Annotated in this window: 21 protein-coding genes and 2 pseudogenes; 19 read left to right on the top strand and 4 right to left on the bottom strand. The window is 73.8% G+C overall.

Going from position 1 to position 26812, the window contains the following annotated elements; all coding sequences use genetic code 11:
- A partial coding sequence (locus tag KCH_RS06895) for a PfkB family carbohydrate kinase (protein ID WP_244305211.1) occupies positions 1 to 583 on the bottom strand: 583 nt, incomplete at its 3' end.
- A 209-nt stretch (positions 584 to 792) separates the two neighbouring features.
- On the opposite strand from KCH_RS06895, the gene KCH_RS06890 reads away from it, so the two are divergent.
- The gene (locus KCH_RS06890) at positions 793 to 1785 is read left to right on the top strand and encodes a LacI family DNA-binding transcriptional regulator (protein WP_035860216.1); all 993 of its coding nucleotides are present in this window, start codon (positions 793 to 795) and stop codon (positions 1783 to 1785) included.
- 375 nt (positions 1786 to 2160) lie between these two features.
- Positions 2161 to 2637, top strand: a complete 477-nt coding sequence (locus KCH_RS06885) for a hypothetical protein (RefSeq protein ID WP_051652826.1) — start codon at positions 2161 to 2163, stop codon at positions 2635 to 2637.
- 25 nt (positions 2638 to 2662) lie between these two features.
- On the opposite strand, the gene KCH_RS06880 is transcribed toward KCH_RS06885, so the two are convergent.
- Entirely contained in the window at positions 2663 to 3847 is a 1185-nt protein-coding gene (locus KCH_RS06880) for a hypothetical protein (RefSeq protein ID WP_157031926.1), read from the bottom strand.
- A gap of 58 nt (positions 3848 to 3905) precedes the next feature.
- Positions 3906 to 4646 (bottom strand): VOC family protein, encoded by a 741-nt coding sequence (locus KCH_RS06875; protein ID WP_035860212.1) that lies wholly within the window; start codon positions 4644 to 4646, stop codon positions 3906 to 3908.
- A gap of 90 nt (positions 4647 to 4736) precedes the next feature.
- Between KCH_RS06875 and KCH_RS06870 the strand changes: the two genes are divergently transcribed.
- Positions 4737 to 5513: a hypothetical protein gene (locus tag KCH_RS06870; RefSeq protein ID WP_035860209.1), complete on the top strand. Its 777-nt coding sequence runs from the start codon at positions 4737 to 4739 to the stop codon at positions 5511 to 5513.
- 10 nt (positions 5514 to 5523) lie between these two features.
- Here KCH_RS06870 and KCH_RS06865 read toward each other — a convergent pair whose 3' ends face one another.
- Positions 5524 to 5790 (bottom strand): hypothetical protein, encoded by a 267-nt coding sequence (locus tag KCH_RS06865; protein WP_051652825.1) that lies wholly within the window; start codon positions 5788 to 5790, stop codon positions 5524 to 5526.
- 95 nt (positions 5791 to 5885) lie between these two features.
- Between KCH_RS06865 and argC the strand changes: the two genes are divergently transcribed.
- The 16 genes and pseudogenes from argC (at position 5886) to cobA (ending at position 26707) form a co-directional block, all read left to right on the top strand.
- Complete coding sequence (argC, locus tag KCH_RS06860; RefSeq protein WP_035860207.1) at positions 5886 to 6914, top strand: N-acetyl-gamma-glutamyl-phosphate reductase; 1029 nt, start codon at positions 5886 to 5888, stop codon at positions 6912 to 6914.
- Complete coding sequence (gene argJ / locus KCH_RS06855) at positions 6911 to 8089, top strand: bifunctional glutamate N-acetyltransferase/amino-acid acetyltransferase ArgJ (protein WP_035860204.1); 1179 nt, start codon at positions 6911 to 6913, stop codon at positions 8087 to 8089. The genes argC and argJ overlap by 4 nt, the downstream gene beginning before the upstream one ends.
- 14 nt (positions 8090 to 8103) lie before the next feature.
- The gene (gene argB, locus KCH_RS06850; RefSeq protein ID WP_035860201.1) at positions 8104 to 9036 is read left to right on the top strand and encodes an acetylglutamate kinase; all 933 of its coding nucleotides are present in this window, start codon (positions 8104 to 8106) and stop codon (positions 9034 to 9036) included.
- Positions 9033 to 10250, top strand: a complete 1218-nt coding sequence (locus KCH_RS06845; protein WP_035860199.1) for an acetylornithine transaminase — start codon at positions 9033 to 9035, stop codon at positions 10248 to 10250. Before argB ends, KCH_RS06845 begins: the two co-directional genes overlap by 4 nt.
- Positions 10251 to 10275: 25 nt before the next feature.
- The gene (locus KCH_RS06840; protein WP_035860196.1) at positions 10276 to 10824 is read left to right on the top strand and encodes an arginine repressor; all 549 of its coding nucleotides are present in this window, start codon (positions 10276 to 10278) and stop codon (positions 10822 to 10824) included.
- 110 nt (positions 10825 to 10934) lie between these two features.
- Positions 10935 to 12128 (top strand): argininosuccinate synthase, encoded by a 1194-nt coding sequence (locus tag KCH_RS06835; protein ID WP_035860193.1) that lies wholly within the window; start codon positions 10935 to 10937, stop codon positions 12126 to 12128.
- 76 nt (positions 12129 to 12204) lie between these two features.
- Positions 12205 to 13626, top strand: coding sequence for an argininosuccinate lyase (gene argH / locus KCH_RS06830; RefSeq protein WP_035860190.1), 1422 nt, complete (start codon positions 12205 to 12207; stop codon positions 13624 to 13626).
- Between the two features lie 146 nt (positions 13627 to 13772).
- Entirely contained in the window at positions 13773 to 15164 is a 1392-nt protein-coding gene (locus KCH_RS06825; RefSeq protein ID WP_035860186.1) for an FAD-binding oxidoreductase, read from the top strand.
- Positions 15165 to 15424: 260 nt separating this feature from the next.
- Positions 15425 to 15919, top strand: coding sequence for a GNAT family N-acetyltransferase (locus KCH_RS06820; RefSeq protein ID WP_035860182.1), 495 nt, complete (start codon positions 15425 to 15427; stop codon positions 15917 to 15919).
- A gap of 425 nt (positions 15920 to 16344) precedes the next feature.
- Entirely contained in the window at positions 16345 to 17370 is a 1026-nt protein-coding gene (locus KCH_RS06815) for a methionine ABC transporter ATP-binding protein (RefSeq protein ID WP_035860179.1), read from the top strand.
- The gene (locus KCH_RS06810) at positions 17367 to 18113 is read left to right on the top strand and encodes a methionine ABC transporter permease (RefSeq protein ID WP_035860175.1); all 747 of its coding nucleotides are present in this window, start codon (positions 17367 to 17369) and stop codon (positions 18111 to 18113) included. The genes KCH_RS06815 and KCH_RS06810 overlap by 4 nt, the downstream gene beginning before the upstream one ends.
- A 70-nt stretch (positions 18114 to 18183) precedes the next feature.
- Positions 18184 to 19020: a MetQ/NlpA family ABC transporter substrate-binding protein gene (locus KCH_RS06805; protein WP_035860171.1), complete on the top strand. Its 837-nt coding sequence runs from the start codon at positions 18184 to 18186 to the stop codon at positions 19018 to 19020.
- 157 nt (positions 19021 to 19177) lie between these two features.
- Positions 19178 to 19804 carry a GNAT family N-acetyltransferase gene (locus tag KCH_RS06800; RefSeq protein ID WP_035860169.1) on the top strand — a complete coding sequence of 209 codons (627 nt, stop codon included), beginning with the start codon at positions 19178 to 19180 and terminating at the stop codon, positions 19802 to 19804.
- A 136-nt stretch (positions 19805 to 19940) separates the two neighbouring features.
- A pseudogene (gene cbiE, locus KCH_RS39270) lies at positions 19941 to 21178 on the top strand (precorrin-6y C5,15-methyltransferase (decarboxylating) subunit CbiE).
- Between the two features lie 860 nt (positions 21179 to 22038).
- A pseudogene (cobT, locus tag KCH_RS47075) lies at positions 22039 to 25343 on the top strand (nicotinate-nucleotide--dimethylbenzimidazole phosphoribosyltransferase).
- A 125-nt stretch (positions 25344 to 25468) separates the two neighbouring features.
- A complete protein-coding gene (gene cobA / locus KCH_RS06780; RefSeq protein WP_051652824.1) occupies positions 25469 to 26707 on the top strand; it encodes a uroporphyrinogen-III C-methyltransferase in 1239 nt (412 codons plus the stop codon).
- Positions 26708 to 26812: the final 105 nt, after the last annotated feature.

The raw sequence follows: 26812 nt of genomic DNA, 5'->3' as shown, positions 1-26812 counted from the left end.
TCGGACGCTCGACGCCGAGCAGGGTGGCGAGCTCGCCCAGGTTGGGGACCAGGACGTCCACGGCCGCCAGCACCTCCGGCGCGACCGGCCGGGCCGGGGCCGGGTTGAGGACGACGGTGCCGCCCTGCTCCCGGGCCCGCAGCACCGCCGCGGCCACCACCTCGGGCGCGATCTCGTGCTGAACCAGCACCACGTCGCCCGCGCCGCCCGCCAGTTCGGCCGGCAGGTCGGCGACGGCGAGCGCCGCGTTCGCGCCCGGGTTGACCACGATGGTGTTCTCGCCCGCGCGGTCGACCACCACCGAGGCGATGCCCGTGGTGGCGTCCGCGGTCGGGAGCACCGTCGTGACGTCGACGCCCTCGGCGGCCAGCGCCCGCAGGATCGTCCCCGCGTCCGCCCCGACCCGGGCCACCAGCCGGACCCGGGAACCGAGCCGGGCGGCCGCGACGGCCTGGTTGGCGCCCTTGCCGCCGACGCCCTCCACGAAGCCCTCCGCGAGCACGGTCTCGCCCGGTCGCGGCAGGTCCTGAACGGTCAGCACGAGATCGCGGTTGACCGAACCGACGACGGTGATGGACGGCATCTGTGCTCCTCGGGAGCTCCTCGGGAGATCGATTTCCCACACTCTGGCCCAGCCCCCGGCACCCGTCAAGTACCCTCGTGCTGCGCATTCCGCCGACTCGGACCCGCCGGCCCGGAGGCCCACCGATCCGTGACCGCGCCGACACCCCTTCGACACCGCAGCCGGGTCGGCGCCGCGCCGACACCGTTCCCGACCGGGGAGGACCCCACGTGACAGCGCCCCGACTCCTCGACGTGGCCGCCGCCGCCGGCGTCTCCCGCGCGACCGCCTCACGCGTCCTGGCCGGCACCCCGCGCAACGTCGACCCCGAACTCGCCCGCCGCGTCGAGGACGCCGCCCGCGAACTCGGCTACCGCACCAACCACTCCGCGCGGGCGCTGCGCACCGGCACCACCGGCACCGTCGGCGTGGTCGTCCCCTCGCTCGCCAACCCCTACTTCGTCCAACTCGCCGACGCCATCGCCCAGCAGGTCCGCGCCGCCGGCGGGCAGCTGGTGGTCTCCGACGCGGCGAACTCCGTCGAGATCGAGGCCGAGCAGATCGAGACCCTGCTCGGCGGACGGGTGGACGGCCTGGTCGTGGTCCCGGTCTCCGCCACCGCCTCCGGCCCCGCCGTCCGGGCCGCCGCGAAGCGCGCGCCCGTGGTGCTGTTCGACCGCTGGGCGAGCGGCTCCGGGACGGTCGCCGTCACCCTCGACAACGCCGCCGCGATGCGCCTGCTGCTCGACCACCTCGACGACCTCGGCCGCCACCGGATCGCCCTGGTCGCCGCCGACCAGGCCTCCTCCTCCGGCGCGGAACGCCTCGCCGCGTTCACCGCCGCCCGCGGCGAGGACGCCACCACCGTCCTGCTCCCCAGCTTCACCACCGACGCCGGCCGCACCGCCGGGCGGCGGATCGCCGAACGGCGCGCGGCGATCGACGCCGTGGTCTGCGGCGCGGACGTGCTCGCCGTCGGCCTGGTCTCCACCCTCCAGCGCTCGGCGGTGTCGGTGCCCGGGCAGATCGCCGTCACCGGCTTCGACGACACCGAGATACTCGAACTGCTCGACCCGCCCATCACCTCCATCCGCCACCCGCTCGCCGCGATGGCCGAACGCGCCCTGACGCTCCTTCAGTCCACCGCCCGGGACCGCGCGGAGACCGTGGAACGCTTCGCCCCCCAGCTCGTCGTCCGGGCCTCCACCGACGCGGCCGCCTGACCGCCCGTCAACTGCCGTGGCGCGGAATAGCGGTGGCCCGGCCGGAGGCGTGCGGGCCACACTGGCCGGCATGACGCCCGAGGAGCTTGCCGAACTGCTGACCGGCGACCGGACCCCGGCCTTCGGTCCCGCCCGGGAGGCCCTGCTGTCCGGCTGGTTCTTCCAGCTCTTCCTCGACGTGACCGCCTCCACCGTGCTCCTGCCTCCGCTCCGGCCCGCTCGGCCAGCACGACCCGGCGGACCCGGACCCGGGCCTGGAGTCGTGCGCGGTGGGGAGTTGAGTACCCGTACTCAGGCGGCGGCTGTCAGTGCCGCCCGAGACTGTTCGGGTACGTCGGGCCTCCGGGTGGTCCGGCGATGAGGGAGGGGACGACGATGAGGCGTTCGACTTTCGCGTGGGCGGCCGCGGCGGCGGTCACGGTGGCGACGACGGCGGTGGCGGCGGGGCCGGCGGTGGCCGATCAGGGGGCTCCGGCCGCGGTGGCTTCCGACATCGGGAGGGAGGGGACCGGTGAGATCCTGCCCTACCCCGGGCCCGACGGCCTGATCTGGATCAAGGACTGGATCGGCAACGGCGGCGCCGTCACCGGCGGCGCCTACCAGGCCGGGCCGCCGGTCACCGTCACCGTCGGCTGCCAGGGCAGCGGCGTCGCGGGCGAGGCCCACGTCACCTTCACGCCCTACTACGGAGACCCGACCCCGGTGGAGTTCACCGTCGCCTGCCCGGCCGACACCGTCGGCCGGGGCACGGCGGTGGTGACGCCCGAGCAGGGCCGGTCCTTCCACGTCGGGGTGCAGACCTCGGGCCCCGACGTGCACTGGGGCCTGACGGTCACTCAGCCCGACGCCTGACAGGCGGCGTTCGTCCCCCGCCGGCTCAACCGCGCTGCGCCCGGGCCCGGTTGATCGCCGCCTGGAGCTGCAGCCAGGTCGGGTCGGCGGGGGACGCCTCGGTCACCGCCTCCAGGGCCTCGGTGTCCCAGCTGTCCGTGCCGTCGGTGAAGACCAGCTGCTCCTCCAGGTCGGCGTCCGGCGGCAGCAGCTCCGTCCCGGCCAGGAACACCGCGGCGTCCTCGTTCGGCGCCGCGGCGGGGGCCTCGGGCCGCACCGCCAGCAGGACGAGTTCGCCGTTCTCGCGGGCGGCCAGCAGGTCGCCCGCGGCGGTGGCGACCAGCGCGGAGACCGGTACTTCGTCCGGGGACGCGTGCTCGACGGCCTCCTGCGCCTCGACGTCGAGTTCGATCAGGGCGCCGGAGGGCGTGCCGATCCAGATCACGCCGGGCCGGGCGTCCCACGCGAGGTTCTCCCGGGGCCACTCCTCGGCGTCGTCCTCCGCGAGCGTCGTCGACAGGACCTTGCGCAGCGAGGGGAAGGCGAAGACGTCCAGTGACTCGACGTACGCGTTGCCGCGGACCGCGAGGTGCCGGCCGTCGGCGCTGAACAGCGGGGTGCCGTAGCCGTCGACGTCCAGGATCAGCGCCTGCCGCAGCGTCCGCATCGCCGTCCCCGGCCCGTCGCCGGGGCGGGCGAACAGGCAGAAGGTCGCGCCCTGGTCGCTGACCAGGGTGGCGACGAGCTCGCCGGACGGGTGGACGGCGACACCGGTGTCCCAGTACGGGGCCGGGGCGGCGGCGCCGGTGGCGGGGTCGAGCGCGGCCGAGCTCTCCTCGCCGGACGGCGCCGCCCACAGCGTGCGGCCGTCCGGGCTGAACGCCAGGTAGTGGTGGGCGGCCGCGGCCGGTTCGGCGGCCGACGGGCCGTCAGGCGTCCAGCGGGTCAGGGCGGTTCCGTCGGCGACGACCAGCAGCGGGTCCTCCGGGTGCCAGGCCACCGCGGGCGGGGCGTCCGGGCGCCACCAGTCGGCCGGGTCCGGCTCCCGGGCCGGGCCGAGGTCGACGGGGGCGAGCTCGCGCAGCCGCCCGCCGCCGCAGTCCCAGATCCGGACCAGCCGGCTCCCGGTGGCGGCGCCCGCCACCAGGGGGAGCCGGGGGTGGGCGGTGAGCCGCTCGACGGGGTGCTCGTCGTCCGCCGAGATGCGGGCCAGTACTGCGAGTTCGGTCATGCCGACACGGTAGGGGCCGGGGGTGTCAGCGGGCCGGGGTGTCGCCGGGGGCGGGCGTTCAGTGGAGCGCGAGCACGCAGAACTCGTGCCCGTCCGGGTCGGCGAGCACCGTCCACGGCACCTCGCCCTGCCCGAGGTCGACGGGCGTCGCGCCGAGACCGCGCAGCCGGGCGACCTCCGCCGACGGGTCGTCACCCGGGTACGGCAGCAGGTCGAGGTGGATCCGGTCGGGCGCGGCGCGGCCGTCGGTGGAGCGCAGGAACTCCAGGTAGGGGCCGGTGCCGGTGGCGGCGCGCAGGGTCGCGTGGTCGTCGGCGACCTCGTGCACCGTCCAGTCGATCGCCGCGCCCCAGAACCGGGCCGTCTCCCGCGGATCCGCGCAGTCGACCACGATCGCGGCGATCGGCCCGGTCTCCCGGTAGACCTCGCGCGGCTCCAGCACGCAGAACTCGTTGCCCTCGACGTCGGCCAGCACCGTCCACGGCACCTCGCCCTGCCCGAGGTCGACGGGCGTCGCCCCGAGCGCCAACAGGCGCTCCACCAGCTCCTGCTGATGCTCCGTCGAGGTGCTGGCGAGATCGAGGTGCGTCCGGTTCTTCGCCGTGCCCTTGCTCTCCGGCACCGGCACCAGATCGAGCGCGACCGCCACCGGATCCGGCCACACCAGCTCGCCGGGCGGCGCGACGTAGGTGGTCACCCCGGGGTGGTGCGCGGTCCAGCCGAGCGCCTCCGCCCAGAAACGACCGACCGCCACCGGGTCGACGGCCTTGATGTTCACCTGTACGGGATGCAGCGCCATGCCGGTGATCCTAGACAGCCCGTCAGTGGGTGGACGACCGCCCGCACGGTAGGTTCCTGCCACGATTCGCCGCACGTTCAGGGGGAACGCATGGGCTCCGCACAGATACTCACCGGCCGCGACGGCCACGAGGCGCTGCTCGACGGCGCCGTGCTGCGCCTGGAGGCCCCCGGCGTCCACACCCGGATCCCGCTCGCGGTGGTCCGCGAGGCCCGGGCCGAGGGCAGGGAGGTCGCGGTCGAACTCACCGACGGCGCGGTGCACCGGCTGGACGGCGGGAACCCCACCGCCGCCGGGGCGTTCGCCGCCGCACTGACCGCGGCCCTGCCGGCCGAGCGCGACCCGGCGGGCAGCGCGAAGGTCGTCGTCAGCAGGGACAAGCCCAACGAGCCGCTGCCGCCGCGCTTCTGGGTGCTCGTCGTGGTCCTCGGGCTGCTGGCCGTCGGCTACCTCGGGTACCTGGTCTTCGCCGGCGTCACGCACGGCCCGTCGGTGATTCTGGGGATCATCGGCATCGTGCCGCTCGGCGCGGGCCTCGCCGTGCTGGCCTACGCGCTCATCAACGCGAAGGTCTACACGGTGCTGGCCCTCCGCGGCATCACCGTGTCGGCGCAGCTGGCCCGCCGGTACCGGAAGAGCGCGTCGACCTACGAGTACGTCGACGCCCACGGGGGCGTGCACACGTACTCCGCGAGTTACCGGGGCGAGCAGGTCAAGGTGGTCTACGACCCGAAGCAGCCCGACGACTGCTCCCGCATCAGGTCGCGCATGGTGGCGCTGCTCGCCGTCCTGGCCCAGCTGCTCGCCGCGCTGGTGATCACCACCGTGGGGCTCTCGCTGGCCGCGCTGGCCGTGGTCGACGGCTGAGCCACCGGCCTCACCCGGCAGGGAAGTTCGAGGCCTCGCCGACGGCGGCCAGCAGCTGGAACGGAAACTCCGGGTCGGCCTGGCCGACGGCCGGCGCGAGCCGGCGGTCGCCGCACGGCAGCGGCCACACCCGCATGCTCCCGGCCACGTTGCACAGGAAGCCCAGCGGCTCCGCGGCGTAGCACTCCGGGTCGGGGTGGTCGAAGCCCAGGTACGGCCCGAGGTCGACCGACAGGTGGCGGTCGGTGGGGTCCGTCGACCGGTGGCGGCGCAGCATGGGCAGAGCGTAGCCGGGGGAGCGCAGCGTGCACGCATTCTTGCATGATTTTGCTGGGCTGCGTATATTCATGCTGGGCTTCAGGAGGGAATGCCATGGTATTGCGAGTTGCCGTCGCCGGTGCGAGCGGGTATGCGGGCGGCGAGGTGCTGCGGCTGCTGCAAGGGCATCCGGAGGTGGAGATCGGGGTGCTGACCGGCGGCTCGAACGCGGGGCAGCGCTTCGGCGCGCTGCAGCCGCACCTGATCGGGCTGGCCGACCGAGTGCTGGAGCCGACCAGTGCGGAGACGCTGGCGGGGCACGACATCGTGTTCCTCGGGCTGCCGCACGGCCAGTCCGCGGCGATCGCCGCCCAGCTGGGCGAGGACGTCCTGGTGGTCGACCTCGGCGCCGACCACCGACTGAGCTCGGCGGCGGACTGGGAGCAGTTCTACGGCTCCCCGCACGCCGGCACCTGGCCCTACGGCCTGCCCGAACTGCCGGGCCACCGGCAGGCGTTGAAGGGAAGCAAGCGGATCGCGGTGCCGGGCTGCTACCCGACGGCCGTCACCCTGGCGATGTTCCCGATGTTCGCCGCGGGCCTGGCCGAGCCGGACGCGGTGATCACCGCCGCGTCCGGCACCTCCGGCGCGGGCAAGGCCGCCAAGGCGCACCTGCTGGGCAGCGAGGTGATGGGCTCGATGAGCCCGTACGGCGTCGGCGGCGGCCACCGGCACACCCCGGAGATGGCGCAGAACCTCACCCCGCTCGCGGGCGAGCCGGTCACCGTCTCCTTCACCCCGACGCTCGCGCCGATGCCGCGCGGCATCCTCGCCACCTGCTCCGCCAAGGCGAAGCCCGGCACCGGCAAGGAGGACCTGCGCGCCGCGTACGAGCAGGCGTACGGCGCCGAGCCGTTCGTCCACCTGCTGCCCGAGGGCCAGTGGCCGCACACCTCCTCCGTCTACGGCTCGAACGCGGCCGTGCTGCAGGTCGCGCTGGACGAGCACGCCGGGCGGATCATCGCGATCAGCGCGATCGACAACCTGGTGAAGGGCACCGCCGGCGGCGCGGTGCAGAGCATGAACATCGCCCTCGGGCTGCCCGAGGAGCTCGGTCTCCCGCTGAATGGAGTCGCACCGTGACGAACGGTCGGAACAGCAACGTCGGCGTCACCGCGGCGAAGGGCTTCCGCGCGGCGGGCGTCACCGCCGGCATCAAGGCGTCCGGCACCCCGGACCTCGCGCTGGTCGTCAACGACGGGCCGCTGCGCGCCGCCGCCGGCGTGTTCACCTCCAACCGGGTGCAGGCCGCGCCGGTCAAGTGGTCCCGGCAGGTGCTGAAGGACGGCGAACTGGCCGCCGTCGTCCTCAACTCCGGTGGGGCGAACGCCTGCACCGGCCCGGAGGGGTTCCAGGACACCCACGCCACCGCCGAGAAGGTCGCCGCCGAACTCGGCGTCGGCGCGATCGAGGTCGCGGTCTGCTCCACCGGCCTGATCGGCGTCCGGCTGCCGATGGAGAAGCTGCTGCCCGGTGTCGAGCTGGCCGTGAAGGCGCTCGCCGACACCGGCGGCGAGAGCGCCGCGATCGCCATCAAGACCACCGACACCGTGCACAAGACCGCCCAGGTCAGCAGCCCGGCCGGCTGGACGGTCGGCGGCATGGCCAAGGGTGCCGGCATGCTCGCCCCGGGCCTGGCCACCATGCTGGTCGTGGTCACCACCGACGCCGTCGTCGAGTCCGCCGAACTGGACGCCGCGCTGCGCGAGTCCACCCGCACCACCTTCGACCGGGTCGACTCCGACGGCTGCATGTCCACCAACGACACGGTGCTGCTGCTCGCCTCCGGCGCCTCCGAAGTCGCCCCCGACCGGGCCGAGTTCGCCGAAGCCGTGCGCACCGTCTGTGCCGACCTGGCCCGCCAGCTGATCGGCGACGCCGAGGGCGCGTCCAAGGACATCCGGATCGACATCGTCAACGCCGCCACCGAGGACGAGGCCGTCGACGTCGCCCGCACCGTCTCCCGCAGCAACCTGCTCAAGTGCGCCATCCACGGCGAGGACCCCAACTGGGGCCGGGTGCTGTCCGCGATCGGCACCACCTCCGCCGCCTTCGACCCCGACCTGCTGGACGTCGCCATCAACGGCGTCTGGGTGTGCCGCAACGGCGGCGTCGGCGACGACCGCGACCTGGTCTCGATGAAGGGCCGCGAGGTCGTCATCACCGCCGACCTGAAGGCCGGTCAGGCCTCGGCCAGCCTCTGGACCAACGACCTGACCGCCGAGTACGTGCACGAGAACAGCGCCTACTCCAGCTGACGGGGGACCCCACCATGCAGATCGCACCCAAGGGCGAACAGGCCCGCAGCAACGCCGCCCTGCCCAAGGCCCGCACCCTGATCGAGGCGCTGCCCTGGCTGGAGCGCTTCCACGGCAAGACCGTCGTCATCAAGTTCGGCGGCAACGCCATGGTCGACGAGGACCTGAAGGCCGCCTTCGCCCAGGACGTGGTGTTCCTCCGCTACGCCGGACTGCACCCCGTCGTGGTGCACGGCGGCGGCCCGCAGATCAGCGCCCAGCTCGACAAGCTCGGCCTGGAGTCCTCGTTCACCGCGGGCCTGCGGGTCACCACCCCCGAGACCATGGACGTGGTCCGGATGGTGCTCGCCGGCCAGGTCCAGCGCGAACTGGTCGGCCTGCTCAACACCCACGGCCCGTTCGCCGTCGGCATGACCGGCGAGGACGCCCACACCATGACCGCCGTCAAGCGCTACGCCGTGGTCGACGGCGAGCAGGTCGACATCGGCCTGGTCGGAGACATCGTCAACATCGAGGCCGGCGCGGTGAAGGCGCTGATCGCCGACGGCCGGATCCCGGTGATCTCCTCGATCGCCCGCGGCGCCGACGGCCACGTCTACAACATCAACGCCGACACCGCCGCGTCCGCGCTGGCCGCCGCGCTCGGCGCCGAGATGCTGGTCGTGCTCACCGACGTCGAGGGCCTCTACAAGGACTGGCCGAACTCCGACGACGTGATCAGCCAGCTCACCGCCTCCGAACTGGAGGAGATGCTCCCGACCCTGGCCAGCGGCATGCTCCCCAAGATGGAGGGCTGCCTGCGCGCCGTCCGCTCCGGCGTGGGCACCGCCCGCGTCCTGGACGGGCGGGTCCAGCACAGCCTGCTGCTGGAGATCTTCACCGACGAGGGCATCGGCACCATGGTCGTGCCCGACGACGACACCACCGTCCTGGGGGGCCTGGCATGAGCAACGAAGCAGTCAGCAGCAACGCGTCCATCACCGAGCGGTACCGGCACACGCTGATGCACAACTACGGCACCCCGCGCATCCCGCTGGTGCGCGGCGAGGGCGCCCTGCTGTGGGACGCCGACGGCAACGAGTACCTCGACCTGGTCGGCGGCATCGCGGTCAACGCGCTCGGCACCGCGCACCCCGCGATCGTCGGGGCCGTCACCGAGCAGATCGCCACCCTCGGCCACGTCTCCAACCTGTTCATGGCCGAGCCGACCGTCCAACTCGCCGAGAAGCTGGTCGAGTTGGCCGGCCGCCCGGCCCGGGTGTTCTTCTGCAACTCCGGCGCCGAGGCCAACGAGGCCGCCTTCAAGATCTCCCGGCTGACCGGCCGCACCCACCTGGTCTCCGTCCAGGGCGCCTTCCACGGCCGCACCATGGGCGCCCTCGCGCTCACCGCCCAGCCCGCCAAGCAGGAGCCGTTCAAGCCGCTGCCCGGAGACGTCACGCACGTCCCGCTCGGCGACGTCGAGGCGCTCCGCGCGGCCGTCACCGAGGACACCGCCGCCGTCTTCATCGAGCCGATCCAGGGCGAGAACGGCGCCGTCCCGATGCCCGAGGGCTACCTGCGGGCCGCCCGCGAGATCACCCGTGCCACCGGCACCCTGCTGGTCCTGGACGAGATCCAGACCGGCATCGGCCGCACCGGCCACTGGTACGCCCACCAGGCCGAGGACGGCGCCGACCCCGACATCGTCACCCTCGCCAAGGGCCTCGGCGGCGGCCTGCCGATCGGCGCCGTGCTCGCCTTCGGCGAGACCGGCGAACTGCTCGCCCCCGGCCAGCACGGCACCACCTTCGGCGGCAACCCGGTGGTCGCCGCGGCCGGCCTCGCCGTGCTGCGCACCATCGAGGAGCAGGGCCTGCTGGAGCACGCCGCCAAGATCGGCGAGCGGCTGCGGCAGGGCGTCGAGGCGATCGGCGACCCGCTGGTCGCGGAGGTGCGCGGCAAGGGCCTGCTGCTCGGCATCGTGCTGACGCAGCCCGTCGCCGCCCGGGTCCAGGCCGCCGCGCAGGACGCCGGCTTCCTGGTCAACGCCGCCGTCGCGGACGCCGTCCGGCTCGTTCCGCCGCTGATCCTCACCGAGGAACAGGCCGACCGCTTCCTCGCCGCGCTGCCCGCGATCCTCCGAACGGTCCGCGAAACCGCCCCCGGCGCGAACAGCTGAGCGTCTTTCAGGAGAATCTTCAGTTATGACCGAACCCCGCCCCGAGTCGACCACGGCAGGACCCATGCCGCAGGTCCCGCAGACCCGCACCGCGCGCCACCGCCGCATCGTGGATCTGCTGACCCGTCAGCCCGTCCGCTCGCAGAGCCAACTGGCGAAGCTGCTCGCCGACGACGGCCTCGTGGTCACCCAGGCCACCCTCTCCCGGGACCTGGACGAACTCGGCGCGGTGAAGATCCGCAACCGGGACGGCGCGCTCATCTACGCCGTCCCGGCCGAGGGCGGGGACCGCACCCCGCGCGCGCCCATGGGCGAATCCGCCAGCGAGGCCCGGATGGCCCGGCTGGCGGGCGAGCTGATGGTCTCCGCCACCGCCTCCGGCAACCTGGTGGTGCTGCGCACCCCGCCCGGCGCCGCCCAGTTCCTGGCCTCCGCGATCGACACCGCCGAGGTGTTCGAGATCCTCGGCACCATCGCCGGCGACGACACCGTGCTGCTGATCAGCCGCGACGCGGCCGGCGGGCAGGCGCTCGCCGACCACCTGATGCAGCTCGCACAGGCCAAGTCGCAGTAAGCCCTTTCGCCCGGTTCGCACGCCTTCCGTGCCACCGGTTTGGCAACTCATACGCGGTCGTGCATACTTATGCCTAACGCCGCATGAAACCTGTACTGAAGGAGAAAGCCGTGACTGAGCGCGTCGTACTCGCCTACTCGGGCGGTCTGGACACGTCCGTCTGCATCGGCTGGATCGCCGAGGAGACCGGCGCCGAGGTCATCGCCGTCGCGGTCGACGTCGGCCAGGGCGGCGAGGACCTGGACGTCATCCGCCAGCGCGCCCTCGACTGCGGCGCCGTCGAGGCCGAGGTCGCCGACGCCCGCGACGAGTTCGCGAACGAGTACTGCCTGCCGGCCCTCAAGGCCAACGCCCTGTACCAGGGCCAGTACCCGCTGGTCTCCGCGCTGTCCCGCCCGGTGATCGTCAAGCACCTGGTCGCCGCCGCGCAGAAGCACGGCGCCACCACCGTCGCCCACGGCTGCACCGGCAAGGGCAACGACCAGGTCCGCTTCGAGGTCGGCATCCAGTCGCTGGCCCCGAACCTGAAGTGCATCGCCCCGGTCCGCGACTACGCGATGACCCGCGACAAGGCGATCGCCTTCGCCGAGGCCAAGAACCTCCCGATCGTCACCACCAAGAAGAACCCGTACTCGATCGACCAGAACGTCTTCGGCCGCGCCGTCGAGACCGGCTTCCTCGAGGACATCTGGAACGCCCCGATCGAGGACGTCTACGAGTACACCCAGAACCCGGCCACCCCGCGCGAGGCCGACGAGGTCGTCATCACCTTCGAGGCGGGCGTCCCGGTCGCGATCGACGGCCGCAAGGTGTCGGTGCTCCAGGCCATCGAGGAGCTCAACAAGCGGGCCGGCGCCCAGGGCATCGGCCGCCTCGACATGGTCGAGGACCGCCTGGTCGGCATCAAGTCCCGCGAGATCTACGAGGCCCCCGGCGCGATCGCCCTGATCACCGCCCACCAGGCCCTGGAGAACGTCACCGTCGAGCGCGAACTCGCCCGCTACAAGCGGCAGGTCGAGCAGCGCTGGGCCGAGCTGGTCTACGACGGCCTGTGGTTCTCCCCGCTCAAGCGCGCCCTGGACGGCTTCGTCAACGAGGCCAACCAGGCCGTCTCCGGCGAGATCCGGATGGTCCTGCACGGCGGCCGCGCCGTCGTCAACGGCCGCAAGTCGGACCAGTCGCTGTACGACTTCAACCTCGCCACCTACGACACCGGCGACACCTTCGACCAGTCCATGTCCAAGGGCTTCATCGAGATCTTCGGCATGTCCTCGAAGATCGCCGCCCGCCGCGACCTGGCCTGATCACCCGTCAGTTCCACCCGCCCCGGCCGCACCCCGCGGCCGGGGCACCGCCGCAGCACTCGAAGGAGCCCACGCGATGACCGCCGACCAGCCCGCAGACGTCCGCCTCTGGGGCGCGCGCTTCGCCGACGGCCCCTCCGAGGCCCTCGCCAAGCTCTCCGCCTCCGTCCACTTCGACTGGCGGCTCGCCCCCTACGACATCGCCGGCTCCAAGGCCCACGCCCGCGTCCTGCACCAGGCCGGCCTGCTCAGCGACGCCGAACTGGACGGCATGCTCGCCGGACTGGACCAGCTGCTGGCCGACGTCGAGTCCGGCGCGTTCGTCGGCACCGTCGCCGACGAGGACGTGCACACCGCCCTGGAGCGCGGCCTGCTGGAGCGCCTCGGCGCCGACCTCGGCGGCAAGCTGCGGGCCGGCCGCTCGCGCAACGACCAGATCGCCACCCTGTTCCGGATGTACCTGCGCGACCACGCCAAGACCATCGGCGCGCTGATCCTCGACCTCCAGCACGCCCTGGTCGGCCTCGCCGAGGCCCACCCGGACACCGCGATGCCCGGCCGCACCCACCTCCAGCACGCCCAGCCCGTGCTGTTCGCCCACCACGTGCTCGCCCACGTCCAGTCCCTCGGCCGGGACGCCGAGCGGCTGCGCCAGTGGGACACCCGCACCGCGGTCTCCCCGTACGGCTCCGGCGCGCTGGCCGGCTCCTCGCTGGGCCTCGACCCGCAGGCCGTCGCCGCCGAACTCGGCTTCGAGCGCGGCTCGGTGGGCAACTCCATCGACGGCACCGCCTCGCGCGACTTCGTCGCCGAGTTCGCCTTCGTCACCGCGATGATCGGCATCAACCTCTCGCGGATCGCGGAGGAGATCATCATCTGGAACACCAAGGAGTTCGGCTTCATCACGCTGCACGACGCCTTCTCCACCGGGTCGTCGATCATGCCGCAGAAGAAGAACCCCGACATCGCGGAGCTCGCCCGCGGCAAGTCCGGCCGCCTGATCGGCAACCTGACCGGCCTGCTCGCCACCCTCAAGGCCCTCCCGCTCGCCTACAACCGCGACCTCCAGGAGGACAAGGAGCCGGTCTTCGACTCCTGCGACACCCTCGAGGTCCTGCTCCCCGCCTTCACCGGCATGATCGCCACCCTCACCGTGCACCGCGAGCGCCTCGAGGAGCTCGCTCCGGCCGGCTTCTCGCTCGCCACCGACATCGCCGAGTGGCTGGTCAAGCAGGGCGTCCCGTTCCGCGTCGCGCACGAGGTGGCCGGCGCCTGCGTCAAGGTCTGCGAGGCCGAGGGCATCGAGCTGTCCGACCTGACGGACGAGCAGTTCGCCGCCATCTCCGAGCACCTGACCCCGGACGTCCGCGGCGTCCTGTCGGTCCACGGCGCCATCGCCTCCCGCAACGGCCGCGGCGGCACCGCCCCGTCCGCCGTCGCCGTGCAGCTCGACGAGATCAAGCAGGACCTGGCCGTCCAGCAGGCCTGGATCGGCTGACCACCGACGCGAGCCGGGGCCGGACGGAGACCGTCCGGCCCCGCCGCCGTTGCGGCCCGGGCGAGCGCGCCCGCGGCGTGCGGCACGTCACCCGGGCACCCGGTTCCGGCGGAGCGGGGGGCGGGCACCCCGCCTACGCTGGATCCATGGCCGACGCAGCCGTGGCGCTTGCCGAGGGGTTCCGGGGTGAGATCGTGCTGCCCGGGGACGAGGGGTACGACCGGGCGCGGGGGGTGTGGAACGCGGCGGTGGACCGGCGGCCCGAGGTGATCGCCCGCTGCACCGGCGTCGCCGACGTGCTGCAGGCGGTGGCGGTGGCCCGCGAGCACGGCCTGCCCGTCGCGGTGCGCGGCGCGGGGCACAGCCTGGCGGGCCTGGGCACCGGCGAGGGCGCGATGCTGATCGACCTGTCCGGCCTCACCGGCGTCCGGGTGGACCCGGAGCGCCGCACCGCCCGGGCGCAGCCGGGCGCGACCTGGGGCGGCTTCGACCACGAGACGCAGGCCTTCGGGCTGGCGACGCCCGGCGCGCCGTACTCGGCGGCGGGCATCGCGGGCACCACGCTCGGCGGCGGCAGCGGCTGGCTGTCCCGCGCGTACGGGCTGACCTGCGACAACCTGGTGGAGGCCGACGTGGTGACGGCCGAGGGGCGGCTGCTGACGGCGAGTGCGGCCTCGCACCCGGAGCTGTTCGCGGGGCTGCGCGGCGGCGGCGGCAACTTCGGGGTGGTCACCTCCTTCACGTACCGGCTGCACCGGGTGGGCGCGCACCTGCTGTGCGGGGCGCTGTACCTGCCGGGGGAGCGGCTGGCGCCGACGCTGGCCGCGGTGCGGGACTTCATGGCGCACGCCCCGGACGGGCTCACGGTGTGCTGCGAGTTCGGCGCGCCGCGCGGGATGCCGCAGCTGCCGGCGGCGACGGCGGTGCGGATCGGCCTGTGCTGGGCCGGCCGGGCCGACCGCGGCCGGGAGGTGATCGCCCCGCTGCGCGCCCTGCCGGGCGTGCTCGCGGACACCGTGCAGACCCGCCCGTACCCGCTCTGGCAGCGGATGCAGGACGAGGGCCGGGGGCCGGGCGCGGCCGTGTTCGGGCGTTCGGAGTTCCTGTCGGTGCTGGACGGCGCGGCGATCGACTGCCTGGCGGAGCAGGTCGCCGCCCTGCCGTCGCCGGACGCGCACGCGCAACTGGCGTTCCTGGGCGGCGCGGTGGCCCGGGTGGGCGCGGAGGACAGCGCGTACACCTACCGGCAGGCCCCGTACCTGCTGAGCGCGGTGGGCCGGTGGAGCACCGGGCCGGCGGAGCCGCAGGTGGCGTGGGTGCGGCGGTGCTGGGAGGCGATGCGGCCGTTCTCCTCGGGCGGCGGCTGCGTCAACCTGATGGGCCTGGAGGGGCAGGGCCGGGTGGTGGAGGCGTACGGGCTGGCGAAGTACGAGCGGCTGGTGGCGCTGAAGGACCGCTACGACCCGGGGAACCTGTTCCGGGTGAACCAGAACATCCGTCCGAGCGGGCGGCGGGACGGGCCGGCGGGCGGCGCGTGACGCTCGCCACGTCGGGCGTCCGGAAGGTTGAGAACAGCCATCGGCTGGGTAGAGCGGTGGCGAACGTCTCTCTTGACGGTCGTCCGGCCGTCCGGATACTGAGCGTGAGCGCGCCAGTTCCGTGACCGGGCCACCGTCCGGCGGGACGTGTCGCGCTTTTCCCGGGCCGGGCCGATCCCCGTCCGGGCACACCTCGGACAAGGCCGGTGCCAGACCCTCACTCGTGCGCGCCGGGCGATTGACGATGGAGGCCCCCGCACATGGGCATGAGTGTGATCATCGCAGCGGCACGACCTGATGAAGCGGAGCAGATCCTCAAGCTCCAGTACCTCGGCTACCAGAGCGAGGCGGAGCTGTACAGCGACTGGAACCTCGCACCGCTGACCCAGACCCTGGAGAGCCTCAAGGCCGAACTCGCCGAGCACCGCGTGCTGGTGGCCCGCCTGGGCGACGAGGTGGTCGGCACGGTGCGCGGCTGGGTCGACGAGGACGGTGTCGGCCGGATCGGCCGCCTGGTGGTGCACCCCCGGATGCAGCGGCACGGCCTGGGCCGCCGGCTGCTGACCGCGCTGGAGGCGCAACTCGCCGAGGACGGCGCGAGCGGCGGCTACCGGCTGTTCACCGGCCACCGCAGCCTGGGCAACCTGCGGCTGTACCGCCGTCTCGGCTACCGCGAGACCGAGGTGCGCGAGGTCTCCCGTCGGATGTCGATCGTCACCCTGGCCAAGCCGGGGGAGACCTCCCTGGCGGCCTGAACCACCCCTTGCGGCGCCCCGCCCGGACCACAGGCGGGGCGCCGCTGCCTTGTCCCGCAAGGGTCGTGTCCGCATGTCGGACGGAAGGTCCTGAGCATTGGGACGTGGACCAATTGTCTGATTTACTGGGTTCATGACCACGACGACGACATGCATCCCCACCGGCGCGACGCCGGCAGGTGAGCGACGCATGTGCCGTCGAATGTGTTGTCGCTGAGAGCCTTCGCCCAGCACCCGCTGACGTCCCGTCCGCCGATGACTCGTTAGGGCCACGCCCCCGCGCGGCCCGTCCGACCGGCGGCCATGATCGACACGACGGCAGCACCCACTCTTCCTCCCGGCACCAGGTGCCGTCCCCAGCCATTGGCGCACGCCCCCGTGGCAGTCCGCCGATGACCATCCGCCGACGAACAACGGAAGCAGCTGTGATCACCACCAAGGGCCTGACCAAGGTCTACCGTTCCCGGGGCCGCGACGTCGTGGCACTGGACGACGTCGACCTGCACGTGCGGCAGGGCGAGGTGTTCGGGGTCGTCGGCACCAGCGGCGCCGGCAAGTCCACCCTCATCCGGTGCGTCAACCTGCTGGAGCGGCCCACCGCCGGCACCGTCACCGTCGACGGCGTCGAACTGACCGCGCTGGCCGGCAGCGAGCAGCGGGCCGGCCGCGAACTCCGCGAGGCCCGCCGCCGGATCGGCATGGTGTTTCAGCACTTCAACCTGCTGTCCTCGCGCACCGTGCAGCAGAACGTCGAACTGCCGCTGGAGATCATCGGCCTCGACCGGCACGACCGCCGCCGCAAGGCCGCCGAACTGCTCGACCTGGTCGGCCTCGCCGACAAGGCCCGCAGCTACCCGAGCCAGCTGTCCGGCGGCCAGAAGCAGCGCGTCGGCATCGCCCGCGCCCTGGCCGGCGACCCCAAGGTGCTGCTCTCCGACGAGGCCACCAGCGCCCTCGACCCGGAGACCACCCGCTCCGTCCTCAAGCTGCTGCGCGAGCTCAACCAGCAGCTCGGCCTCACCGTGCTGCTGATCACCCACGAGATGGACGTCATCAAGTCGGTCTGCGACTCCGCGGCGCTGATGCGCGGCGGCAAGGTCGTCGAGACCGGGCAGCTCACCGACCTGCTCGCCGACGGCCGCTCGCAGATCGCCCGCGACCTGTTCCCGCTCGGCGACTTCGGCACCGGCCGCGAGGACCGCACCGTCCTGGAGATCACCTTCCAGGGCGACGCGCCCGCCCAGCCGTTCGTCTCCCAGCTGGCCCGCACCTACCAGATCGACATCAACATCCTCGGCGCCGCCGCGGAGACCATCGCCGGCCGCCTGGTCGGCCGGATGCGGGTCGAACTGCCCGGCAGCCACACCGACAACGTGGTGCCGATCGGCTACCTGCGCCAACAGGGACTCCAGGTGGACGTCCTCGACCTGTCGAACGGAGCGGCGGCATGACCTGGGACCGGATGCAGGAACTCATGTGGCCCGCCACCTGGGAGACCCTCGGCATGGTCGGCATCGCCGGCCTGGCCACCCTGGTGATCGGCCTGCCGCTCGGACTGCTGCTGGTGCTCACCGACAAGGGCGGCCTGCTGCAGAACCTGGCCGTCAGCCGGGTGCTCGGGGTGATCGTCAACGTCGGACGCTCCATCCCGTTCATCATCCTGATCGTCGCGGTGATCCCCTTCACCAAGGCGCTCACCGGCACCTCGCTCGGCTGGCAGGCCGCCAGCGTCCCGCTCGCCATCGGCGCCATCCCGTTCTTCGCCCGCCTGGTCGAGACCTCGCTCCGCGAGGTCGACGGCGGACTGATCGAGGCGCTCAAGGCGATGGGCGCCGGCACCGGCACCATCGTCCGCAAGACCCTGCTGCCGGAGACCCTGCCGTCGCTGGTCTCCGCCGTCACCACCACCCTGATCGCGCTGATCGGCTACTCCACCATGGCCGGCACGGTCGGCGGCGGCGGCCTCGGCGACCTCGCCATCCGCTACGGCTACCAGCGCTTCGAGACCACCTTCATGTGGGTCATCGTCGCCGAACTCGTGATCATCGTCACCGCGCTGCAACTGCTCGGCGACCAGATCGCCCGCCGACTCTCCCACCGCGGCAACTACCGCAGCCCGCTGAGCTTCTTCCGCTCCGCGAACGCCGCGCCGCGCGCCGAGGAGATCGACGAGGACCTCGCGTCCTCGCACTGAACCACCGCTCCCCACCGGAGCGGCTCCCGGCCCGACAGGGCCGTTCGCACCCCGCAGAAAGGCACTTTTCGTGCGTAACGTTCTGAAGACCACCGTCCTGACCGCCACCGCCGCCGGCCTCGTCATAGGCCTCACCGCCTGCTCCAGCGGCAGCTCCGACTCCGCCGCCCAGGCCGACCCCAACAAGCCCCTGGTGATCGCGGCCAGCGCCACCCCGCACGCGCAGATCCTCAAGTTCGTGCAGGACAACCTGGCGGAGAAGGCCGGCCTCAAGCTGGACGTCAAGGAGGTCAGCGACTACGTGACCCCCAACACCTCGGTCCAGGACGGATCCGCGGACGCGAACTTCTTCCAGCACCAGCCCTACCTGGACGACTTCAACAAGAAGAACGGCACCGACATCGTCTCCGTCGAGGCCGTCCACCTGGAGCCGCTCGGCGTCTACTCCAAGAAGGTCAAGGGCATCGCCGACCTGAAGGACGGCGCCCAGATCGCCGTCCCCAGCGACGCCACCAACGAGGGCCGGGCGCTCAAGCTGCTGGCCGACAACAACATCATCACCCTCAAGGACGGCGCCGGGACCACCGCCACCGCCGACGACATCGCCTCCAACCCCAAGCACCTGAAGTTCAAGGAGCTGGAGGCCGCCCAGCTGCCGCGCTCCCTCGACGACGTCGACGCCGCCGTCATCAACGGCAACTACGCTCTCGGCGCCAACCTCAAGCCGGCCACCGACGCGCTGGTGCTGGAGAAGGCCCAGGGCAACCCGTACGCCAACATCCTGGCCGTCAAGAAGGGCCACGAGAGCGACCCGCGGGTCAAGAAGCTCGCCGAGCTGCTGCACTCCGACGAGGTCAAGAAGTACATCACCGACAACTTCCAGGGCGCGGTCATCCCCGCGTTCTGAGCCACCCGCTGACTCACGCTCGGCCCGCACGGTGCCCCCGGCCTCCCCTCCGGGGGCACCGTGCTGACGAGCCGTGAGGTCCGGAACAGGTACGCTGACACGCCCGACGAAGGGGCGGGGCGTACGGTGTGTCCACGACCCGGCGAGGAGAGACGGCATGGTTGCGAACTTCCCCGAGACAGCCATCAGCACCGAACGGCTGCTGCTGCGCCCCCTTGAGGAACAGGACGCCCCCGGCCTCGCCACGATGCTCTCCGACGAACTCGTCCAGACCTGGACCGAGTACCCCCGGCCCTACACCCAGGCCGACGCCCGCGACCTGATCGGCCGTCAGGCCCCCGAACGGCGCGCGCTCGGACGAGGCATAGTCTTCGCCGTCACCGAACACCTCACCCAGCGCCTGGTCGGACTCCTCGAACTCGACCGCACCGACTGGCGGTTGCGCGCCACCGAGGTCCGCTACGTCACCGCCCCCTGGGCCCGCGGCGAGGGCTACGCCCCCGAGGCCCTCCTCGGCACCGCCCAGTGGCTGTTCGAGGACCGCGGCTTCCAGCGCCTCGAACTGCGCACCGCCGCCGGCAACACCGCCGCCCAGCAGGTCGCCCAGAAGACCGGCGCGATCAGCGAAGGCGTCCTGCGCAACGCCGCCCTCGTCCGCGGCGGCGAATGGGGCCCCGGCCCCGAGGAGCACACCGACCTCATCGTGTGGAGCCTGCTCCCCGAGGACCTCGACCCGCCCGAACCCGCCCACCCCGCCGACCGCCACCACGCCCTGCGCCACTGAGCACGCCCCCGGCGCGCGCCACTGCTCCGCACCACCCCGGCCAGGCGGTAGCCTCTGCCCAGGGAACGCCGGCGGCACCGCACACCACCGGCACACCCACCAGGGGCGGAACACGGCGTAGGGAGAACAGCCGCAGATGGCTGACCGGATCACGGTCATCGGGTGGGACGGCACACCACTGACCCAGGCGGCCGCGGGCGCACTCGCCGCAGCCACCCTCGTCGCCGGAGCGGGCTACCAGCTCGCCGCCCTCCCCGTCCCCGAACGCGCCGAACGCATCGGCCTCGGCGACCTGCGGGCCGCCGCCCGCCGCCTCGCCGACCACCGCGGCACCGCCGTCGTCGTCGCCGAGGGCGACCCCGGATTCTTCGGCGTCGTGCGCACCCTGCGTCGCCCCGAGTACGGCCTCGAACTCGAAGTGCTGCCCGCCGTCTCCTCGGTGGCCGCCGCCTTCGCCCGGGCCGGCATGCCCTGGGAGGACGCCCAGGTGGTCTCCGCGCACGGCGGACGGCTGCGCCGCGCCGCCAACGTCTGCCGCGCCCACCCCAAGGTCGCCGTCCTCACCACCGGCGACGCCGGCCCCAGCGAACTCGCCCTGATGCTCCGCGGCGTGCCCCGCACCTTCGTGGTCTGCGAGGCCCTCGGCACCCCCGAGGAGGACGTCACCGTCCTCACCTCCGAACGCGTCCCCGACCACGACTGGCGCGACCCCGCCGTCGTCCTGGTCATCGGCAACGTCCCGGCCACCGAGGCCGCCGCCGGCTGGATGGCCGGCAAACCCGTCGACCACCCCGGGGCGCAGCGCGGCTGGGCCCTCCCGAGCCGGGCGTACGCCGGCGCGGACGCCGACACCCGGCGCCCCGCGCCCTGCCCCCGCACGTCCGCGCGCTGGCGCTGGCCCGCCTCGCACCCGCCCCCGGCGACCTGCTGTGGACCGTCGGCGCCGGGGACGGCGCACTCGCCGTCGAAGCCGCCCGGTTCGGCGCCGCCGTCGTCGCCGTCGAAGCCGAACCCGCCGACTGCGCCCGGATCACCGCCAACGCCCGCAGGGCCGGCGTCGAGATCGAGACCGCCACCGGCTCCGGACCCGAGGTCCTCGGCGCCCTCCCCGAACCCGACGCCGTCGCCGTCGAACACGGCGGACCCGCCATGGTCAGAGCCGTCGTCGCCCGCAAACCCGAACGCGTCGTCGCCGTCGCCCGCAGCCTCGCCGAAGCCGGTGAGACCCGGCAGATCCTCGACGCCGCCGGCTACCGCACCGACGGCCTGCTGCTCCAGTCCGCCCCGCTGCGGGCCGAACAGACCAGCGGCGCCGGACCCTCCTTCGGGCGCGGCGACTACACCCTGCTGATCTGGGCCGAACCGCACGACTGACCGTCAGACCCCGCCGGTACGGTGATCCCCGTCGCATCCGGACAGGGTTTCGAGAACGGTCCGGCCGCGGCCGGTAGGGTTTTCCCCCGGGGCGCAATCCGTCACGGCAGCACCGTGTCCGATCCGGCATGATTACCGCCGATTTGACGCGCTGCAACCCGAACAGCCCGCTTCGCGGGCATTCGACGTGGTGCGCACCCGCCCGGAAGAATGCCGTGAGGGTCCGAAAGCGGCCGCGCCGTCGTGCCGGTTGCCCGGGGCTGTCGTTGTTTCTGATGGCGCGCCACCCCTGTGGGTGACGACCGATGGAGTAAGGGACGGGTCGGTGCGGCTCCGCCCCGGCGAAGTGGGCGGGACCTCCGGGACACCCGCCGAGGACGCGCAAGCGGCCTGGAAGGAGCATTGACATGACCGACGGCGGCCACGCCCCAACGCCGGTCCCCTCGCGCCCGAACCCGGGCCCGGCGGACCCTGCCGGAGCACCACCTCGGCGCGCCCCTTCCGCCGGCCGCGGCCGGATGGCACGGCGAACAGCGCCCCGCGTACACCTTCCTCGACCAGCCCGACGGCGACGAGGAGGACGACGTCCTGCTGATGCCCGCCCCCCAGACCGCCTGGGGCGACGCCGTGCACGGCACCGTCGAAGCGGCCGACACCGCCGACCCGGCCGCCGAGCCGGCCGTCGGCACCCCGTCGCGCCCTCCTGGCCCCCGCTCGCCCCGCCGGTGCTCACCGCCGAGACGGCCGCGGACCCGACCGCCGCGGGCGGCCCGCAGGCGCAGCCCGTCGCCCCGCCGCTGACGGCGCCTCAGCCGCGCCGCCCGCTGCACGCCGGCCCGCCGATCCCGGACCCGTCGCTGATGACCGGTCACGTCCCGGTCCGCTCGCTCGCCGACCGCGGCCCGTCCACCCCCGGCGGCACGCCCGCCTTCGGTGTGCCCGCGATCCCCGCCGAGGCGGCGCCGCAGCAGCAGGCCGCGCCCGTGGTGCAGGCTCCGCCCGTCCAGACCGTGCCGGCGCAGGCCGCGCCCGTCCAGGCCGCGCCCGTGCAGACGGTGCCGGCGCAGGCCACGCCCGTGCCGACCGCGGTGCAGGCCGTGCCGGTGCCCGCGCCTGTCCAGCCGCAGGTGGTGGAGGCCGCCGCGGCGGCTGTCGTCACCGAACCGGCCGCGCCGGTGCAGACGGTGGCGCCCGCCGACGCAGCGCCCGTTGCCGAGGCGGAGGTTGCCGCCCCGCAGCCGATCGCCGTGGAGCCGGTCGTCGCCGAGCCGGTGGCGGCGGAGCCGGTCGCGGCCGAGGCCGTCGTGGCCGAGCCCGCTGCGACCGTCGCGCCCGTCGAGGGTGAGCCGGTGGCGGCGGAAGCCGTTCCGGCGCAGCCGGTCGTGGTGGCCGCGCCCGCCGCGAGCCTGACGCCCGTGTTCGTGGAGCCCGTCGAGGCCGCTGCTGCCGGGGCGGCCCAGGGCGCGCCGGTGCCGGCCGTCGAGGTTCCGGTCGCTGAGGCCCCGGCGGTCGAGGCTCCGGCAGTCGAGGCTCCTGCGGCGGAGGCCGTGGAAGCCCCGGTTGCCGAGCAGGCCGCCGTCGATGCACCCGTCGTGGAAGCCCCCGTGGCCGAGGAGGCCCCGGTGGCGGAGCCGGTCGCGGACGCCCCGGTGACGGAGGCCCAGGCGGCGGAGGCTCCGGCCGCCGACGCTCCGGCCGCCGACGCTCCGGCCGCCGACGCTCCGGTGGTCGAGCAGCCCGAGGCCGTGCCGGCCGTCGAGCCCGTGGCGGCCGAGGCCGTGATTGCCGAGCCCGTCGCCGCCGAGGCGGCTGACGCTCCGTCGGAGGCTGCGCAGCCCGAGGCCGCTGCCCCCGCTGCTGACGCTCCGTCCGCCGAGCAGCCGGAGGCCGCGCCCGCCGAGCAGGCCGTGCCGGCCGAGCAGCCCGCGCCCGTTGCCGAGAACGCGGAGGCCGCCGAGGCTGCCGCGCAGCCGATCCCCGAGCAGGCCGCGAAGCTGGCCGGCCGGGGCGCGCACCGTCGCATCTCGGCGTTCCTCGCCGCGCCCGCCGGACTGCCGCTGCTGGAGCCCGAGAAGCCCGCCGCCGAGAACGCGGAGGCGCCGGAGGCCACGGAGGCCACGGAGACCCCCAAGGCCACCGAGGCCACCGAGCCCGCCCAGGCGGTCGAGGCCGAGGCCGCTCCCGTCGCCGAGGCGCCCGAGGCCCCGAAGGCACCGAGGCTGCCGAGAGCACGGAGCCCGTCGCGGAGACCGAGCCCCAGCCCGAGGCCGCGCCCGCTGCCGAGGCCGTCGCACCTGCCGAGCCCGGCGAAGCCACGGAAGCGACCGAGACCGAGGCCGAGCCCGCCGAGGCCGAAGCCCCCGAGTCCGCCGAGTCCGCCGAGGCCGTCGACGTCCCCGAGGAGGACCGCGGCCCCGCCGCGCCCGGGTACGACGACGCGGGGCGGGAGGCCGTGCACCAGGTGATCCGGGAGCGGCGGGACGTCCGCAACGGCTTCCGGCCGGACCCGATTCCGCATGAGGTGCTGATCCGGGTGCTGGAGGCGGCGCACACCGCGCCCAGCGTCGGCTACTCGCAGCCGTGGGACTTCGTGGTGATCCGCTCCGCGAAGACCCGCCGGAAGATGCACGAGCTGGCGGAGCGTCAGCGCGAGGCGTACGCGGACTCGCTGCCCAAGGGCCGGGCGAAGCAGTTCAAGGAAATCAAGATCGAGGCGATCCTCGAGACGCCGGTCAACATCGTGGTGACCGCCGACCGCACCCGCGGCGGCCGGCACACGCTGGGCCGGCACACCCAGCCGCAGATGGCCCCGTACTCGGCGGCGCTGGCCGTCGAGAACCTGTGGCTGGCGGCCCGGGCCGAGGGCCTGGGCGTCGGCTGGGTGAGCTTCTTCGACGAGGAGGAACTGGTCCGCGAACTCGGCCTGCCGGAGCACCTGGAGGTCGTCGCCTACCTGTGCGTCGGCTTCGTGGACGCGTTCCCGGACGAGCCGGAGCTGCAGCAGCAGGGCTGGGCGAAGAAGCGCCCGCTGTCCTGGGTGGTGCACGAGGAGCAGTACGGCAACCGTGCGCTGCCCGGCGAGGAGCCGCACGACCTGCTGTCCGACACGCTGCGCGGCATCCGCCCGCTGGACGCCAAGGCGCTCGGCGAGGCGTGGGACCGGCAGAAGCGGATGACCAAGCCCGCCGGGTCGCTCGGCGTGCTGGAGATCATCGCGGCGCAGCTCTCCGGGCTGGCCCGCAAGTGCCCGCCGCCGATCCCGGAGCCGGGCTGCGTGGCGATCTTCGCCGGTGACCACGGGGTGCACGCCCAGGGCGTGACGCCGTGGCCGCAGGAGGTCACCGCGCAGATGGTCGGGAACTTCCTGGCCGGCGGCGCGGTGGTCAACGCCTTCGCCGCGCAGGTCGGCACCGAGGTGTGCGTGGTCGACGTCGGCGTCGCCTCCGAACTGCCGGACGCCATCCAGCAGGGCCGCACCACCGGCCTGCTGCCGCGCAAGGTCAAGCCCGGCACCGACGACATGACCCAGGGCCCGGCGATGAGCCGCGACGAGGCGGTGCGCGCGATCGAGGTCGGCATCGAGACCGCCCGCGACCTGGTCGCGGCCGGCAACAAGGTGCTGATCACCGGCGACATGGGCATCGCGAACACCACCGCGTCCGCCGCGCTGATCTCGGTGTTCACCGACACCGACCCGGCCGAGGTGACCGGGCGCGGCACCGGCATCGACGACGCCACCCACACCCGCAAGGTCGAGGTGATCCGGCAGGCCCTGGAGCTGCACAAGCCGGACCCGGCCGACCCGATCGGCGTGCTCGCCGCCGTCGGTGGCCTGGAGCACGCGGCGATCGCCGGCTTCCTGCTGGGCGCGGCCTCGCTGCGCACCCCGGTCATCCTGGACGGCGTGATCGCCGGCTCGGCCGCGCTGGTCGCCAAGGCCATCGCGCCGGAGGTGCTGGCCGCCTGCATCGCCGGACACCGCTCCGCCGAGCCGGGTCACCAGACCGCGCTCGCCAGGCTCGGCCTGCGCCCGCTGATCGACCTGGACCTGCGGCTCGGCGAGGGCACCGGTGCCCTGCTCGCCCTGCCGCTGGTGCAGAGCGCCGCCCGGGCGATGCACGATGTAGCCACCTTCGACTCCGCCGGAGTCACCGAGAAGTCCTGATCCACCACCGGCGCGAGCCGCCCCCGCCGTGTGCGGCGGGGGCGGTCCGCCGCCGCCCGTCGCCGGCTCAAGGGCGCGCCGGCCACGGGGCTCCCCGCACCGCCGCCCACCCAGGAGCTCCCTCGATGACCGCGCTCACGCCGCACCCGCACCCGTCCACCCAGGGCCTCACCCCGTACCCCGTCGGGCTGCTGCTGTCCGGCCGCCGCGTCGTGGTGATCGGCGGCGGCCAGGTCGCCCAGCGCCGACTGCCCGCGCTGATCGCCTCCGGCGCCGAGATCCACCTGATATCCCCGGCCACCACCCCCGCCGTCTCCGCGATGGCCGACGCCGGCGAACTGACCTGGCACCGGCGCCCGTACGCGGACGGCGACCTCGCCGACACCTGGTACGCGCTGGTCGCCACCGACGACCCCGAGGTCAACACCGCCGTGTCCGCCGAGGCCGAGCGCCTGCGGGTGTTCTGCTCCCGCAGCGACGACGCCGCCGCCGCCACCGCCTGGACGCCCGCCTCCGGCCACGACGCCGGCGCGACCGTCGCCGTCCTCACCGGCGACCCCCGGCACTCCGCCGCCCTGCGCGACTCGATCGTCGCCGGCCTGCGCGACGGCTCCCTCGCCGCCCGCCAGTACCGCGCCCGCGGCGCGGGCGTCGCCCTGGTCGGTGGCGGCCCCGGCGACCCGGACCTGATCACGGTGCGCGGCCGCCGCCTCCTCGCCGACGCGGACGTGGTCGTCGCCGACCGGCTCGCCCCGCGCGAACTGCTCGCCGAACTCCCGCCGCACGTCGAGGTGATCGACGCCTCGAAGATCCCCTACGGCCGGTACATGGCCCAGGAAGCGATCAACCAGACCCTGATCGACCACGCCAAGGCCGGCAAGTTCGTGGTCCGCCTCAAGGGCGGCGACCCGTACGTGTTCGGCCGCGGCGGCGAGGAACTGCTCGCCTGCCTGGACGCCGGCGTGCCCGTCACCGTCGTCCCCGGCATCTCGTCCTCGATCAGCGTGCCCGCGGCCGCCGGCATCCCCGTCACCCACCGCGGCCTCACCCACGAGTTCACCGTCATCTCCGGCCACGTCGGCCCCGGCGAGCGCTCCCTCACCAACTGGCAGGCCGTCGCCGGCATGACCGGCACGCTGGTCCTGCTGATGGCCGTCGACAAGATCGCCGCGATAGCCGCGGAGCTCATCTCCCACGGCCGCGACGGCTCCACCCCCGTCGCCGTCGTCCAGGAGGGCACCACCGCCGCCCAGCGCCGCATCGACGCCACCCTCGCCACCATCGGCGAAACCGTCCGCACCGAGGGCATCAAGCCCCCGGCGGTCATCGTCATCGGCGACGTGGTCAACATCCTGGGCGAGTAGCCCGGGGAGCGGCGGGAGCCCGACAGGGGTTGGGAGAACGGCGGGAGCCCCGCCAGGGGCTCGGGGAACGGCGAGGCCGGGTCTGCGGAGGATCAACAGGGCGCG

The organism is Kitasatospora cheerisanensis KCTC 2395 (genome assembly GCF_000696185.1).
GTDB classification, from domain to species: Bacteria; Actinomycetota; Actinomycetes; order Streptomycetales; family Streptomycetaceae; genus Kitasatospora; species Kitasatospora cheerisanensis.
Note: the sequence above shows the minus strand (reverse complement) of the source record. Positions and strands in the feature narration are given on the sequence as shown.

Excerpts from the sequence above, each read along its gene's own strand:
- argC (WP_035860207.1), top strand. The coding sequence starts at position 5,886 with ATGGTATTGCGAGTTGCCGTCGCCGGTGCGAGCGGGTATGCGGGCGGC.
- KCH_RS06825 (WP_035860186.1), top strand. The coding sequence starts at position 13,773 with ATGGCCGACGCAGCCGTGGCGCTTGCCGAGGGGTTCCGGGGTGAGATC.
- KCH_RS06840 (WP_035860196.1), top strand. The coding sequence starts at position 10,276 with ATGACCGAACCCCGCCCCGAGTCGACCACGGCAGGACCCATGCCGCAG.
- argB (WP_035860201.1), top strand. The coding sequence starts at position 8,104 with ATGCAGATCGCACCCAAGGGCGAACAGGCCCGCAGCAACGCCGCCCTG.
- KCH_RS06845 (WP_035860199.1), top strand. The coding sequence starts at position 9,033 with ATGAGCAACGAAGCAGTCAGCAGCAACGCGTCCATCACCGAGCGGTAC.
- KCH_RS06870 (WP_035860209.1), top strand. The coding sequence starts at position 4,737 with ATGGGCTCCGCACAGATACTCACCGGCCGCGACGGCCACGAGGCGCTG.
- argH (WP_035860190.1), top strand. The coding sequence starts at position 12,205 with ATGACCGCCGACCAGCCCGCAGACGTCCGCCTCTGGGGCGCGCGCTTC.
- cobA (WP_051652824.1), top strand. The coding sequence starts at position 25,469 with ATGACCGCGCTCACGCCGCACCCGCACCCGTCCACCCAGGGCCTCACC.
- KCH_RS06865 (WP_051652825.1), bottom strand. The coding sequence starts at position 5,790 with ATGCTGCGCCGCCACCGGTCGACGGACCCCACCGACCGCCACCTGTCG.
- KCH_RS06810 (WP_035860175.1), top strand. The coding sequence starts at position 17,367 with ATGACCTGGGACCGGATGCAGGAACTCATGTGGCCCGCCACCTGGGAG.
- KCH_RS06875 (WP_035860212.1), bottom strand. The coding sequence starts at position 4,646 with ATGGCGCTGCATCCCGTACAGGTGAACATCAAGGCCGTCGACCCGGTG.
- KCH_RS06820 (WP_035860182.1), top strand. The coding sequence starts at position 15,425 with ATGGGCATGAGTGTGATCATCGCAGCGGCACGACCTGATGAAGCGGAG.
- KCH_RS06885 (WP_051652826.1), top strand. The coding sequence starts at position 2,161 with ATGAGGCGTTCGACTTTCGCGTGGGCGGCCGCGGCGGCGGTCACGGTG.
- KCH_RS06880 (WP_157031926.1), bottom strand. The coding sequence starts at position 3,847 with ATGACCGAACTCGCAGTACTGGCCCGCATCTCGGCGGACGACGAGCAC.
- KCH_RS06800 (WP_035860169.1), top strand. The coding sequence starts at position 19,178 with ATGGTTGCGAACTTCCCCGAGACAGCCATCAGCACCGAACGGCTGCTG.